This window comes from Pseudodesulfovibrio sp. (genome assembly GCF_028692895.1).
GTDB lineage: Bacteria > Desulfobacterota > Desulfovibrionia > Desulfovibrionales > Desulfovibrionaceae > Pseudodesulfovibrio.
In genome coordinates, this window is the sequence record NZ_JAQUWN010000083.1 from 1 (window position 1) to 12,737 (window position 12,737).

Annotated in this window: 11 protein-coding genes; 1 reads left to right on the forward strand and 10 read right to left on the reverse strand. The window is 61.5% G+C overall.

Annotated elements, in window-relative coordinates:
* Positions 1-22 precede the first annotated feature (22 nt).
* From PHP91_RS15275 to PHP91_RS15295, 5 genes are all read right to left on the reverse strand, one after another.
* Positions 23-412: a cytochrome c3 family protein gene (locus tag PHP91_RS15275; protein WP_300142610.1), complete on the reverse strand. Its 390-nt coding sequence runs from the start codon at positions 410-412 to the stop codon at positions 23-25.
* A gap of 188 nt (positions 413-600) precedes the next feature.
* A complete protein-coding gene (locus tag PHP91_RS15280) occupies positions 601-2,367 on the reverse strand; it encodes an amino acid ABC transporter permease (RefSeq protein ID WP_300142613.1) in 1,767 nt (588 codons plus the stop codon).
* A gap of 66 nt (positions 2,368-2,433) precedes the next feature.
* Positions 2,434-3,258 (reverse strand): ABC transporter substrate-binding protein, encoded by an 825-nt coding sequence (locus tag PHP91_RS15285; RefSeq protein WP_300142616.1) that lies wholly within the window; start codon positions 3,256-3,258, stop codon positions 2,434-2,436.
* Positions 3,259-3,346: 88 nt separating this feature from the next.
* On the reverse strand, positions 3,347-4,075 hold the full coding sequence (locus tag PHP91_RS15290; protein WP_300142619.1) for an amino acid ABC transporter ATP-binding protein: 729 nt from the start codon (positions 4,073-4,075) through the stop codon (positions 3,347-3,349).
* 173 nt (positions 4,076-4,248) lie between these two features.
* Positions 4,249-5,610, reverse strand: coding sequence for an L-serine ammonia-lyase (locus PHP91_RS15295; protein WP_300142621.1), 1,362 nt, complete (start codon positions 5,608-5,610; stop codon positions 4,249-4,251).
* A 203-nt stretch (positions 5,611-5,813) separates the two neighbouring features.
* On the opposite strand from PHP91_RS15295, the gene PHP91_RS15300 reads away from it, so the two are divergent.
* On the forward strand, positions 5,814-6,263 hold the full coding sequence (locus PHP91_RS15300; protein WP_300142623.1) for a superoxide dismutase [Ni]: 450 nt from the start codon (positions 5,814-5,816) through the stop codon (positions 6,261-6,263).
* 92 nt (positions 6,264-6,355) lie between these two features.
* On the opposite strand, the gene PHP91_RS15305 is transcribed toward PHP91_RS15300, so the two are convergent.
* From PHP91_RS15305 to PHP91_RS15325, 5 genes are all read right to left on the reverse strand, one after another.
* Positions 6,356-6,667: a TIGR03905 family TSCPD domain-containing protein gene (locus PHP91_RS15305; RefSeq protein WP_300142625.1), complete on the reverse strand. Its 312-nt coding sequence runs from the start codon at positions 6,665-6,667 to the stop codon at positions 6,356-6,358.
* A 618-nt stretch (positions 6,668-7,285) separates the two neighbouring features.
* On the reverse strand, positions 7,286-8,266 hold the full coding sequence (locus PHP91_RS15310; RefSeq protein WP_300142627.1) for a hypothetical protein: 981 nt from the start codon (positions 8,264-8,266) through the stop codon (positions 7,286-7,288).
* A 39-nt stretch (positions 8,267-8,305) separates the two neighbouring features.
* Positions 8,306-9,106 (reverse strand): ThiF family adenylyltransferase, encoded by an 801-nt coding sequence (locus tag PHP91_RS15315; RefSeq protein ID WP_300142630.1) that lies wholly within the window; start codon positions 9,104-9,106, stop codon positions 8,306-8,308.
* Between the two features lie 63 nt (positions 9,107-9,169).
* Positions 9,170-10,639: a hypothetical protein gene (locus PHP91_RS15320; protein WP_300142633.1), complete on the reverse strand. Its 1,470-nt coding sequence runs from the start codon at positions 10,637-10,639 to the stop codon at positions 9,170-9,172.
* Between the two features lie 230 nt (positions 10,640-10,869).
* Positions 10,870-12,737 (reverse strand): AAA family ATPase (locus PHP91_RS15325; RefSeq protein WP_300142636.1); only part of this gene is annotated, 1,868 nt, incomplete at its 5' end.

Genomic DNA, 12,737 nt, shown 5'->3' on the forward strand with positions numbered 1-12,737 from the left:
TTTTCCGGGGGATGGCTCCCCGCTACTTGGCGTGACACTCCTTGCAGCCCACGGGGGCGCTGACGCCCTTGGCCTTGACGGTCTTGTGGCAGCCCAGGCAGCTCCGGTCGGCCTTGGCGTGGAAGGCGGCGTAAAAGGTGCGCTCACCCTGCTTGCCGGGCAGGTCGTGGCAGCCCGCGGCTGCGCAGGAGCGGACGCCTTCCTTGCCGTCCCAGGCGTGGTGGCAGGTCCGGCAGTCGACTTCGGCCTTGGCGTGCCCGGCGTGGGAGAAGGCTACGGATGGCTTGCTGGCCTTGAGGGCGGCGGGAGGTGCGAGGAGCAGGTCGCCCGGGGCCGTGGGACCGGCAAAGGACAGGGACGCGGCCAGCAGGACGGCCAGAAGAGTCAGGGTGATGGTCAGGGAGCGTTGCATGGTGACCTCCGGGGTCGGTGTTGATTTCACCCGGGATATCGCAAACGACATGCCATATTTATATCCAGTAATTGTGGTATATTGTATGCTCCATGCGCTGCCGTAGCGTACCATTTTTGCGCAGGCGCGAACAAAAAGGCCCTCCATGGGGAGGGCCTTTTGCGTGTGATAAGGGGGGGCGGATCGGGCTACATCTCGATGCGCACGGTTTCGGGGCTGAGCCTGCGCTCCAGCCGTTTGGCGTACAGGCTCATGACGTAGCAGCAGACGAAGTAGAGCGCGGCCACGGTGGTGTAGATCTCGAAGGGGTAGATCATGGTCCGGTTGTTGATGGCGTAGGCCGCGCGGGTCAGCTCCATGACGCCGATGATGTAGGCCAGCGAGGTGTCCTTGAAGGCGGCGATGAACATGCCGACCAGGGCCGGAAGCATCTGCTTGAGGGCCTGGGGCAGGACGATCTTGCGCATGGTCTGGAGGTAGCTCAGACCCGAGGCCTTGGCCGCCTCCACCTGGCCCTTGGGGATGTTGTCGATGCCGCCGCGCACGGTCTCGGCGATGTAGGCGCCGAAGAAGAAGGTCATGGCGATGGTCGCGGCCCAGAAGGCGTGGAGGTCCACCTTGATGATGAACTCCAGGATGGCGGTGTAGAACCAGAAGATGACCAGGATGAGCGGCACGGCCCGGACCAGTTCGATGTAGAGCGTGCAGGGGATGCGGACGGCCCGGTTCCTGGCGGTGCGGCCCATGCCCACCACAAGGCCGATCAGGAAGCTGCCGGAAATGGAGATGACGGCCATGAGCACCGAGCCGGAGAGGCCGCCCAGGCCCAGGAAGAATTCTGACTCGTCGCCGCCGGGGAAGCGCCACTTGAGCAGGGTGGGCAGGTTGGCCCATATGATGTCGAAGTGGAACCCGGCGATGGCGCGCACGGCCTTGTAGATGACGTAAAGCATGGCGGCGATGAACAGCCACTTCAGCGCCTGGACGGTTTTTCGCCACCCCAGCCGCAGCAGACGGCGCAGGGGCGAGATGGTCTTGGACGCGTCCGGGGCCTTGCGGAAGTGCCACAGGACCCGCTCCAGGCCGTCGGCCAGCAGGGTGAAGGGCGTGAAGGCCGCGTCCGCCACCTTGCGCAGCAACGGTTTCTTGCCGTCCGGCACGATCTTCAGCTTGGCGTTGACCATGTTGAGGATGACCGAGATGGACAGGGAGAGGGCCAGGTAGATGACGGTGGCCGCCACCAGGGCCTCGAAGGTCCGGAAGGTCAGCGAGAGGACCTCCTGCATGGACCAGCAGACCTCGCCCACGCCGATGGTCATGGCGAGCGAGGTGTTCTTCATGTTGTTCAGGAATTCGCTGCCCAGCGGCGGGATGATCTCGCGGAATGCCAGGGGCAGGATGACCTTGCGCAGGGTCTGGTTGAAGCTCAGGCCCGAAGAGTAGGAGGCCTCCAGCAGCCCCTTGGGGATGGACTGGATGCCCGCGCGGATGATCTCGGCCATGAAGGCGGAGGTGAAGATGCCGCAGCCGATGGTCGCCACCCAGAACTCGAAGTCCATGTCGTACAGCTTGGTGCGGATTTCATCGGGAAAGGCGTAGGGAAAGGCGAAGTTCCAGAAAAAGAGCTGGATGAGCAGCGGGGTGTTGCGGAACAGCTCGACGTAGCAGGTGGCGAACCAGTAGACCGGCTTGAACTTGGAGAGCCGGGCCAGGCCGATGACCGTGCCCAGGACCAGGGCGATGACGGCGGAATACAGGGTGATGGTGACGGTCAGGTGCAGACCGTGGAGCATCAGGTCGCCCATGTTGCCGTATTGCCCGTCGGTGACGAAGATCGCCCAGTCGAAATCATACTTGAAGTCGAAGACAAAGGCGAAATAGTAGACCAGCAGGCCGAGCATGGCCAGCAGGCTCAGGTTCTGGACCCAGGATTTCTCGAAATGTCTCTTGATCATCGGTCTCTCTCAAACGAGGTCCCGGAGCCGAAGCTCCGGGACCATGTAATGACTATCTCGTGCGGCTTACGGCCACATCTCGATCTTGGAGGTCAGCGGGAAGTTGTAGGGAGTGTCGGGACCGAACCACTTCATGTAGATCTGCTTGTAGGTGCCGTCCATCCACATGTCCTGAAGGGTGAAGTTGATGGTGTCGCGCCACTTGGAGTCGTCCTGGGGCAGGCCGATGCCATAGGGTTCGTCGGAGATGAAGTCGCCGACCAGCTCGTACTTGCCGGGCTCCTTGGCGGCGTAGCCGAGGAGGATGGTGGCGTCGGTGGAGATGGCCTGGACGCGGCCGGAACGCAGGGCTTCGAACATGGCGATCTCACCGTCGTAACCGATGACGGTCGGATTCGGGTTGCCGATCTTCTTCAGGTACTCGGTGGCGTTGATGATGGAGGTGGTGCCCTGCATGGAGCCGACCTTGGCGTTGGCCAGGTCCTTCACGTCCTTGATGGCGCCCTTCTTGGCCAGGAACTTCTGGCCGTCGAAGAAGTAGGTGATGGAGAAGTCGATCTGCTCGTCGCGGGAGCGCTTGTGGGTCATGTTGGCCAGGGTCATGTCGACCTTGGGCGGGTTGGTCTGCACGTAGGTGACGCGGGTGTTGTTGTTGACAACGACCTTTTCGAGCTTGCAGCCGAGGCGTTTGGCGATCTCGGCGGCGATGTCGACGTCGAAGCCGACCCACTCGTTCTTGTCGTTGATGAAGCCGGCCGGGATGCCCTGGTTGGTGAGACCGGCTTTGAGGACCTTGGTGGACATGACGCGGTCATAGGTGGGACCGGCGTAGGCCATGGTGGCGGCCATGACCAGCAGCGCGGTCAGGGCGGTGATCTTCAGAATGCGCATTTTCCTCTCCTCTCGATGGTTTTGAGTTCACCCAAAAACCCGCTCCGCCCGGACACCATGCCCGCCCGGAGCGTATATATCCTTATACCTAATGGCTGAGGATCTTGCTGAGAAAGTCCTTGGTCCGGTCGCTCTTGGGATGGTTGAAGAACTCCTCGGGCGAGTTCTCCTCGATCAGGTTGCCGCCGTCCATGAAGATGACGCGGTCCGCCACCTCGCGGGCGAAGCCCATCTCGTGGGTGACGCAGATCATGGTCATGCCCTCGCGGGCGAGGGACTTCATGACGTCCAGTACCTCGTTGATCATCTCCGGGTCCAGTGCGGAGGTGGGCTCGTCGAAGAGCATGATCTTGGGCTGCATGGCCAGGCCTCGGGCGATGGCCACGCGCTGCTGCTGGCCGCCGGAGAGCTGGGACGGGTACGCCCCGGCCTTGTCCGGGATGTTGACCTTCTTGAGCAGGTTCATGCCGATGGCCGTGGCCTGCCCCTTGCTCATCCCGCGCACCAGGGTGGGCGCGAGGATGATGTTGTCCATGACGGTCATGTGCGGGTAGAGGTTGAACTGCTGGAAGACGAAGCCGACCTCGGCCCGGAGCAGGGTCATGTTGGTGCGCGCGTCCGAGACGTTCATGCCGTCCACCAGGATGTCGCCCTCCTGGATGGGCTCCAGCCGGTTGATGCAGCGGATCAGGGTGGACTTGCCCGAGCCAGACGGCCCGCAGATGACCACCACCTCGCCTTTCTTAATGTCGAGGTTGATGTTGTTGAGGACGTGGAAGTCCCCGTACCATTTGTTGACATTTTTGAAAGAAATCACGTTTCGTACCCCGAAAAAGATATTCGGCTGGAAAAGCCAGGACCGTCCCTAGCAGAATTACGGGCTTAGGGCAATATTAATTCAGACGCGCGACATATGGCCAGAATTTTATTCTGCATCTCGTCGCCCAGGCCATGAAACGTCTGCTTGGCCTTGAAAATCAAGCGGTTGGCTCAGCATTCAGGCACGCTCAGGGCCAGCCCGCCGAGTGACGTCTCCTTGTATTTTCTGGACATGTCCCTGCCGGTCTGGGCCATGGCCTTGAACACCTTGTCCAAATTGACCATTTGGTAAGATTCCTCCAATGTCGAGGCGATGAGGAAGGCGTTGTACGCCTTGACCGCGCCCATGGCGTTGCGCTCGATGCACGGGATCTGGACGAAGCCGCCCACAGGGTCGCAGGTCAGGCCCAGGTGGTGCTCCATGGCGATTTCCGCAGCGTTTTCCGTCACCTGGAAGCGGTGGCCGCGCGCGTAGGAGAGCAGGGCGGCGGCCATGGAGGAGGCCACGCCGACCTCGCCCTGGCAGCCCACCTCGGCTCCGGAGATGGAGGCGTTGTGCTTGGCCAGGAAGCCCACGGCCGCAGCCGCGAGAAGCCCCTGGCGAATCTCCTTCTGGAGCGCGCCCATGTGCCGCTTGAGCATGAAGATGATGGCCGGGATGACCCCGGCGGCCCCGCAGGTGGGCGCGGTGACCACGCAGTGTCCCGTGGCGTTCTCCTCGGAGGCGGCCAGGGCGTAGGCGTTGATGGCGCGGAGGAAGCCCGAGCCCTGGAATTCGAGCTTTTTGGCGCTTTTGTACATCTGGTTCGCCTTGCGTTGCAGTCCGATGGGGCCGGGCAGCACTCCCTTGGCCGCAATGCCTTGTTCCACGGCGTTTTCCATGACGGCCACGATGCGGTCGAGCCCCTCGACGATCTCGGCTTCGCACATGCCGGTGATGCTTTTTTCATTGGCCAGGACCAGGGTGTGCAGCCGGATGGAGTTTTGGCGCAGGTGGTCCTTGAGCTGGGCCATGGTCTCATAGGGATAGACCGGCTCGCCGCGCCGGGGCTCCTCCCATCCCTGCCAGCGCAGGAAACCGCCGCCCACGGAGAAGTATATTCGTTCCAGCAGGACATCGTCCCCGGCCTTGAGCCGGAAGATCATGGTATTGCTGTGTGGATAGTCGTGCTGCACGGCGTCGAAGATGATGTCCCCGGTGCGGTAGGCCAGCTTTCGGCAGCCCATGTCGAGATCGAAGGGGCGGTCCTTTTCACAAAATTGTTCCATGGCGTCGGATCGGCAGGTGTCCGGCTGCTGGCCTAGCATTCCGGCCATGATGGCGCGCGGGGTGCCGTGGCCCTCGCCGGTGGCGGAAAGCGAGCCGAATAGGCGGATCTCCAGGCCGTCTGCCCGGTTGCGGTCCGATTCCGGCAGTTCGCGGATGCGCTCCATGAAGTCGTACCCGGCCCGCATGGGGCCGATGGTGTGCGAGCTGGAGGGGCCGGGGCCGATCTTGAGCAGTTCGAATATGGAAGTGGATATGGCGGTCATTGGATGATCTCTCGTTGCGGTTGAGTGGGTGAACTGATTGGCCCGAAGGGTACTGGAAAAATGGAGGGAGGAGAAGAATTATTCTCCATGCCTGGACGTCTTGGGCTTCCTCTTCTATAGGTGAGGGTGTGGGGCTCTCCTCCTTTCCGGCGGGGCGCCGGACGGGCGGAGTCTGGGGAAAAAACAAGCAAAGGAGCGGAAGAATGCGGAAATGTCAATGGTTGGGCGTCGCCCTGATGATCGGCTTGCTCGGGCTTGCGGCCCGGTCGGCCTCGGCCCATTGCCAGGTGCCCTGCGGCATCTACGACGACCATGCGCGCGTGCAGTCCATGCTGGAGGACGTGGCCACCATTCGCAAGGCCGTGGCGGAGCTCGGCGAGCTGAACGCCAAGACCGACGTGCAGTCGCGCCAGCAGTTCGTCCGCTGGGTGAACACCAAGGAGCTGCATGCCGAAAATATCATTCGGACCATTTCGGACTATTTCCTGACCCAGCGGGTCAAGGCGGACCAGAAGGACTACGCCCAGCGCCTCGGGGACCACCATGCGGTCATGGTCGGGGCCATGAAGTGCAAGCAGAACGCGTCCATGGAGCCCGTGGACCAGTTGGAGGCCCTGGTCAAGGTCCTGCTCGGCTACTATCACGAGCATTAGCGCGGCCCGGGGCGGCGCAAAAGGAGAGGGGCAGCGGTCCGGCCGCTGCCCCTCGTCGTTTTCGCGAATCCCCCAAGGGGATGCGTGCGCGCCTACTTGGGCTGCCTCTCCAGGTACTCGCGCAGGGCGTGGCAGAACTGGTCCACGCAGGAGGTGGACTTGGAGCCGCAGGTGATGCCGCTGAACCGGTCCAGGACGAACTGGACGTTCATGCCCTCGACCATGGAGGCGATGGCCTTGTGGTTGCCCTCGCAGCCGCCGACGAAGCTGACGTAGTCGATGCTGCCGTTGTCCACGACGAAGTCGATTTCCTTGGCGCAGACGCCCTGTTCGGGGACAAAGTGCTGCATCCGGGGGCGGGCGGCGGAGCCAATGGAGGCCCCGTGGTGTTGTGCGTTATCCATTGTATTCATTCCGTGCTGGTTGATGGTTCGGGCCGGACCGGCCGGTCAAAACAATAGTTCGTCCTTCCCTGCGGAACGATCATCCCGTCCTTGCGCACTATCCACCCGGATTCGGTGCGGAGGAAGAGAGGGGCGCGACTTCCGTTCAGGTGGGGCGATTCCTCAATGTGGTCGCTGAGATACGGTGCGACATGCATCCACTGAGCAAGCGGCGGACGGTGGCATGGCGTGCGCATCCCGGCGGATAGGGGGACGTTTCCCTCATGAAGCCCGCCAAGGGCTTTCCGGGCGTCGACGGTCGTAGTGAAGTGCCGTGTCATGCCGTTGGCCGGCGTCTTCCGGACCGGCGGGCTTGTGCCGAATTTCCCGATCGGGATCGGGGGAGCGGCGCAGGTCCGGCGGGTGTCCATCCCCTGGTTTCCTCTGTCAAGGCGCGTCCGGGCTGAGCCCTGCGCGCGGTCAGGAGGGGGGAACTACAAAAACTCGGGTGCCGTGTCAAACGTCAATTGTGATTCCCGGCACATGCGGGGGGCTGGGGTGCGTGAAGTCGGCGCGGTTTTCATCCCGCCACATTGCGGCAAGTTGTGGCGGGATGAATCCTGAGGCTCGGCTGGGGCGTCAGTTCCCGCCCGTCACCGCCTCCCAATCGGCGCGAATGGCTTCGGCCAGGGACTTCGCCCCTTCCGAGGCGTATTGCGGGGCCGAGAAGTCGGGGGCGGCGGGCAGCTTTTGCAGGAGGACGCCGTCCGTTCCGAACCAGAGGGGCAGGTAGGCGCCCAGAAAGAACCCCCGGTCGCGCAGGACGTCGACGGCCCAGGGCGCCGCCGGGTCGCCCAGGTTCAGCCGGACGTGCCGGACGCATCCGGCGGCCTCGGCCTCGAACCGGGCCAGGGCGTCGGGCCAGTCCCGGCCCGGCCGGGAGACCGTCAGGGTGGCGATGGCGGCGTCCCGCAGGATGTCCGGTTGCGCGTCCGTGGCTGCGGCCTCGGGCGGGCCGCCCGGCTCGAAGGTCCGCTCGATCCCGAGCTCTCGCAGGCGCTGGCCGATGAAATCGGCATGGGCGGGATGGGGATGGATGGCGTGCGGGGCGTCACGGTAGACCCGGAAGAGCATGAGCAGCGTGACGTTCCCGGCCGCGCCGCCTTTTTTCGGCCCCAGGGGCGGCATCCGCTCCAGCTCCACCCCGGTGGGGAGCAGCCCTTGGTTCGTGGCGGAGGGCTGGGACAGGGTGTGGCTGCACAAGGCCTCGATGAACACGGCCTCCACCGGAATCTGGGTCGGGAATTCCTCCAGGACCGCACGGCCGACGATGTTGGACACTCCCTTTCCCCGATGCCGCCTGGCGACCATCAATTGCCCGGCCTCGTAGAGCAGGGGGTTGGGGGCCAGGCGGAAGAGGCTGCCCATGCCCGCGATCAGGCCGTCGCCGTCGCGCACGATGGCGGTCCGGTGGTTCACGCCGTCATGCCGCCGGACGATTTCCGCCGGGTCATAGACGTATTTGATCGGGAAATCGTCGCCGTAGGTCTCCCGGTAGAAACGGGAGATTTCCGGGGCGTCCTCGGGAGTGAACAGGGCGGTGCGGAATTCGTTGTCCATGGTGTCCTCAGGGTGCTGGTTTTCGGAACTCCGCCGTTGTCATGGCAAGTCGGGCCGGGTCACGTCGCCCACACGCAGGGTCAGGGTCATGAAGTCGAGGGCAACGTACCGCGGGGCGAACACGGCGGGGCGCTCCACCAGGCCGGTGCCGGCCAGGAAATGGGCGAGCACCTCGTTGGCCAGCAGGGCGTTGGCCGCCAGCCCGCCGATGGCCGTGGTCGGCACGATGCCGGTCGGTAGGCATTGCGTTACCCGGTCCATGGCCGGGCCGCTGAAATGGCGCAGCATGGACGAAGGCAGCAGCCCTTTGCCGGTGTTCCCCTTGGCGGCCAGGGACCAGAATTCTTCCGCCTTCATCCCGTCAGCCGCGTAGTTGATCATGACCGCCCCGAAGCCGAGGGCCCCGCAGGTGAAGGCCGGAATGCCGTACCGTTCCTGCATGGGCGAGGTCATGCGCTTCACGTCCGCCCCCTTTTCCGCGTCGATGACCGCGACGTAGGCGTCCGCACCGGCCAGGAAGCCTTCGAAGTTGTCGGCGGTGACGCCCTCGGGATAGGGCGTGATCTCCAGGCCGGGGTTGATTGAGCGGGCCAGCTCGACGTACACGTCCAGTTTCGGCCGGTCCATGGTGGAGCCGAAGGCCGCGGCCTGTCGGTTCATGTCCGGCGGATCGAAAATGCCGTTTTCCGCCAGGCGGAACCGGCTTGCGCCGCAGCGGACCAGGGCGAGGAACGCCCCGCCGCCCACACCGCCCAGCCCGGCGAAGGCGATGACCTTCTCCCGGAGAATGGCCAATCCGTCCTCACCCATGATCGGGCGGGTCCTGTTCAGAAAATCCATATGGCTACCTCTCGGCCCAGTCGTTGACCGTTTGCGGGGTTTTGCGGTCGGCGGCGTCCGCACTCATCCGGCGCACTTGCCGCAATCGCATAATGAAAAACGCATCTCCCCGTGTCCCTCCGGGTCCTGCCCGCGCAGGCCCAGGTCGTCGAGCAGCGGCCCGAGGGGGGCGGGCTCCCCGTGATACCCGAGGTGCTCCAGCTCGGCCAGGCCCTCCTCGCGGGAGATCAGGCCGAAATACACCCCGGCGCTGACCTCGACGATGGACTGGGGGAAAAAGGTGCTCCGCATGTTCCGGAAGCGCATGAACTGGCAGTAGTCCTTGACGGTTTCGATCCGGCAACTGGTGTGGAGCAGGCCCTTGTGCTCGGGAGGCATCTCCCAGGCCATTTCCTTTTTTATCAGCTCGCCGACTTCCTTCCAGGTGCCGTAGGTCTCGTTGGTCTTCAGCCGACGCAGCTCGGGGACGGGGATGTCCGGGTCCCGGCGGGCCGCCGCCAGGGTCTGGTCAAGCTGGCGGTACAGCGGCTCCAGGCCCTTCCGGACGGCGCGCTGGTAGTGGAGGAATTCGGCCGTCATGGCGTAGGGCGGATGGGGCTCCGGGGCGTTGGCGACCATGCCGAAGAAGCCGAGGGTCATGTCCCGCTGGGAGGGCGCGGCGGCCTGCGCGGCCTTGCCCGGGGATTTCAGCTCGTTCATGACGTAGCTGGCCACGGCGAGCTGGACCTCCTCGACCCCCTGCATGATGAAGGGAATCCGCTCCTCCACGGCCACGGGGAAGAAGAGGACGTGGGCCACGGTGGGGCAGAGGCAGGGCGCGCCGATGGCCGCGAACTGCTCGCGCATGGCCTGGCGGACCATGTCCCAGGGCAGGGTCCGCTCGATCAGCTCCACGGACGGCAGCAGCGCGACGGCCCTGCGGAGGTTCTCGCGGCAGGTGTCGTTGGTGTAGGGCATGTTCCAGGCGGCGGCCAGGACGCGCAGCCCGAGCTTCTTGGCCAGGAACCACAGCAGGTAGGTGGAGTCCTTGCCGCCCGTGCACAGCACCATGACGTCGAAGCGGGACCGGGTGTTGCGGCGCGCCGCGTCCAGCAGTTCCGCTTCGGTGATGAAATTCTGCGGCCCGGCCGAGACCCCGGCCTCTTGCGCCCGTTCATAGCACTGGCAGAAGGCGCACAGGCCGTTTTCGTCGAATTCGAGGCCCGGAATGAGATGGTCGTCGTTGATGCACCGGGTGCACTGCCGACGGTTCTCCGGGGTCGCCGCCTGCCGGACGTCCGCCGCGTCGACGATGACGCCCTCCTCGGCCAGGCGCAGGAAGTCGGGGTGTCCGGTCAGGGCCTGCGGCAGGTCGGCCAGCGGCCGGCCACCGTCGAGGGCGGCGACGTCCATGGCGATCTCCGGGGCGACGGCCAGCGCGGACGCGGTATGCCGGGGCGGATTGCGCAACCCGTAATAGACCAGGACGGGCTTGCCGTTGTCATCGCGCAGTTGCCAGCGATACTGAAGAGATGGACGAGTGGGGAGTGTCATTGCGCCTCCTGAAGTTGCATGCGCCTATGCCTTATACCAAAAGACGCCCGGGGTCATCAGCAAGGTGGGCAGTTTGATAGCCGATGCTCGCCTCAGGTCGGGATAAGAGGAGCTGAACATCCGATCTCCGCGCCCCGAAGAAATCGATTTGGCGCGCAGGTTTTATCTGCCAATCCATGCAGATTGATTGGCTGGGGGCACATAAAGGAGGCTGACCATATTATTGGGGATCAGTCGTTGGCGTTTCCGTAGACCCAAGATATGATTTTCCCAACAAAACCAATAAGTTCATTTGAGGCATTGCCGTCAGATATTCGTTCTAACGCTAGTAGGACCCATCTGTTTTTTCGGACACCAAGATCCATCCACCCCTCCAGTTCCCCAACCGGCACTACAAATAATCCTTGGTTTTTGCATTCGTCGACAAGCTGCATTGCCTCAGTTCGAATATCCTTTTCAAAAACGGATAGTCCCTTTGATTTGACTTTGGACCATTTGCTCCCTTCGCCTCGTATTCTTTTGAGCGCTGCCCGTGCCCCTTCAAGCGTGTGTTCCTTGTTTTCGAGCTGGTCTAAGAAGTCCATGAGATCTTTCTTGATTTTATCCAGCACTTCATCTTCTGCGAACTTGTCGACATGAGCGCCAAGTTTTTCCCTAAGCGCTAGGGCTTTTGAATGATCGGCATTGGGATCAAAAGCGCTTAGGAGGTTGTCCAGTTCATCGTTTGAGTTGAAGATATCGATGTCGACAACAGCAGCTACAGGAATTGAGGCTGCTTTTAATAGACTCACGACATCCTTCACGGTTTGTTTGTTGTGGGCGTGCAAGAAAAGAAGTTCTTGCTCATTGTGGTTGTGAATTGCGACAGAGTTGTAAATGACTCTGTCTGAATCCGCTTCGCAGACGACCACGCCTCTTGCGAATATGCCTTCAAGCACTCTTTGACTTGATAAAATGGGAGAGGTCGCTAAGGCGCGTGTCGCATCCGCTGTTATGGGGCAATAGTCGGTGATGTCGTTCTTCCTGTTCAGTCTGAAGATCTCTGCGGGTTGTCTTCCTGCAAGTACTCCCGAAAGGAAGTTGGCGTTATGAGTCGCAACGATTACCTGACAAGGAAAGGTCTCTATATGATCAGCTATCCATTTCCCTAAGCGTCTTGCCTGTTCCGGGTGTAAGAATGCTTCAGGTTCATCTAGCAAAAGGACTTTCCCTTTTGACAAAAGAAGGCAGAGGATAACTGCTACAAAACTTCGGAATCCATCTCCTTGTTCTTCAAGTGAAGCATATTCTTTCATTATAGGGTATGCCTCACGGGAGTCTTGGGGAATGTTTTCAAATGAGTCCCCAACAGCAAATCGAAGTCTGGGGCCAGCACTGTAGTCGAGGCGGATTTTTTTCTTGAAGGTTGTTTCGAATGCGTCTTCAAGTTTGTCGTCAAGTTTTCCGAATTTCCCATAAAGAGCTTGAACCAAGCTTGTTGGTGTCGATTCGTCTGGTATGTAGCTTTTGCATGAACTGGCGATTGATAATCTTGACTCTGAATCCATGTAAAATACACGAAACTTGCTTAGATTATAAAGCGTATAGCCTGCTTCCGGTTGAGATGTGAACACCTTTTCAAGACTGCCAGTTTGCATTCGAAGCATTGAATTGGGGTTAAAATCTGATGTGATGCCGTCGAAGCATTCGTGTCCAACGTTTATGGGATCAGGTCTGACAACCAAATCCTTTATCAATTCTTCGTATGAGCTTGGGCGGTCAAGGGTTATGCTTGACACTAACGTAGTTTCAGCCGCTGCACCCTTGGTCAGCCTGTTATGAATGTCTTTTAGGGTTTGAGATTTCCCTACATTGTTCGGACCTACCAATAGCGTGAATTTATTGAGTCTTATCTTTTCGCCGTTCTTGAGTTCAATGCCCTTCAATTCCATTGCGTAACACCCCTTTATTACAGGTCGTTCGTGTCGAATAGGCGTTTTCAGGTAGGGCATATCCTGTTGAGGGTCAAGTGGGGCGGGCGTATTCAGTCGGGGGGCTGGGGCGACAATCCCGAGATGGAAGGGCGAGGTTGTTCGCGATAGGCTGGCGAAAACAAAAA

What these genes read in the sequence shown, in the direction of transcription:
- PHP91_RS15275 (WP_300142610.1), bottom strand. Translation starts at nt 412, where the DNA reads ATGCAACGCTCCCTGACCATCACCCTGACTCTTCTGGCCGTCCTGCTG.
- PHP91_RS15280 (WP_300142613.1), bottom strand. Translation starts at nt 2,367, where the DNA reads ATGATCAAGAGACATTTCGAGAAATCCTGGGTCCAGAACCTGAGCCTG.
- PHP91_RS15285 (WP_300142616.1), bottom strand. Translation starts at nt 3,258, where the DNA reads ATGCGCATTCTGAAGATCACCGCCCTGACCGCGCTGCTGGTCATGGCC.
- PHP91_RS15295 (WP_300142621.1), bottom strand. Translation starts at nt 5,610, where the DNA reads ATGACCGCCATATCCACTTCCATATTCGAACTGCTCAAGATCGGCCCC.
- PHP91_RS15300 (WP_300142623.1), top strand. Translation starts at nt 5,814, where the DNA reads ATGCGGAAATGTCAATGGTTGGGCGTCGCCCTGATGATCGGCTTGCTC.
- PHP91_RS15305 (WP_300142625.1), bottom strand. Translation starts at nt 6,667, where the DNA reads ATGGATAACGCACAACACCACGGGGCCTCCATTGGCTCCGCCGCCCGC.
- PHP91_RS15310 (WP_300142627.1), bottom strand. Translation starts at nt 8,266, where the DNA reads ATGGACAACGAATTCCGCACCGCCCTGTTCACTCCCGAGGACGCCCCG.
- PHP91_RS15315 (WP_300142630.1), bottom strand. Translation starts at nt 9,106, where the DNA reads ATGGATTTTCTGAACAGGACCCGCCCGATCATGGGTGAGGACGGATTG.
- PHP91_RS15320 (WP_300142633.1), bottom strand. Translation starts at nt 10,639, where the DNA reads ATGACACTCCCCACTCGTCCATCTCTTCAGTATCGCTGGCAACTGCGC.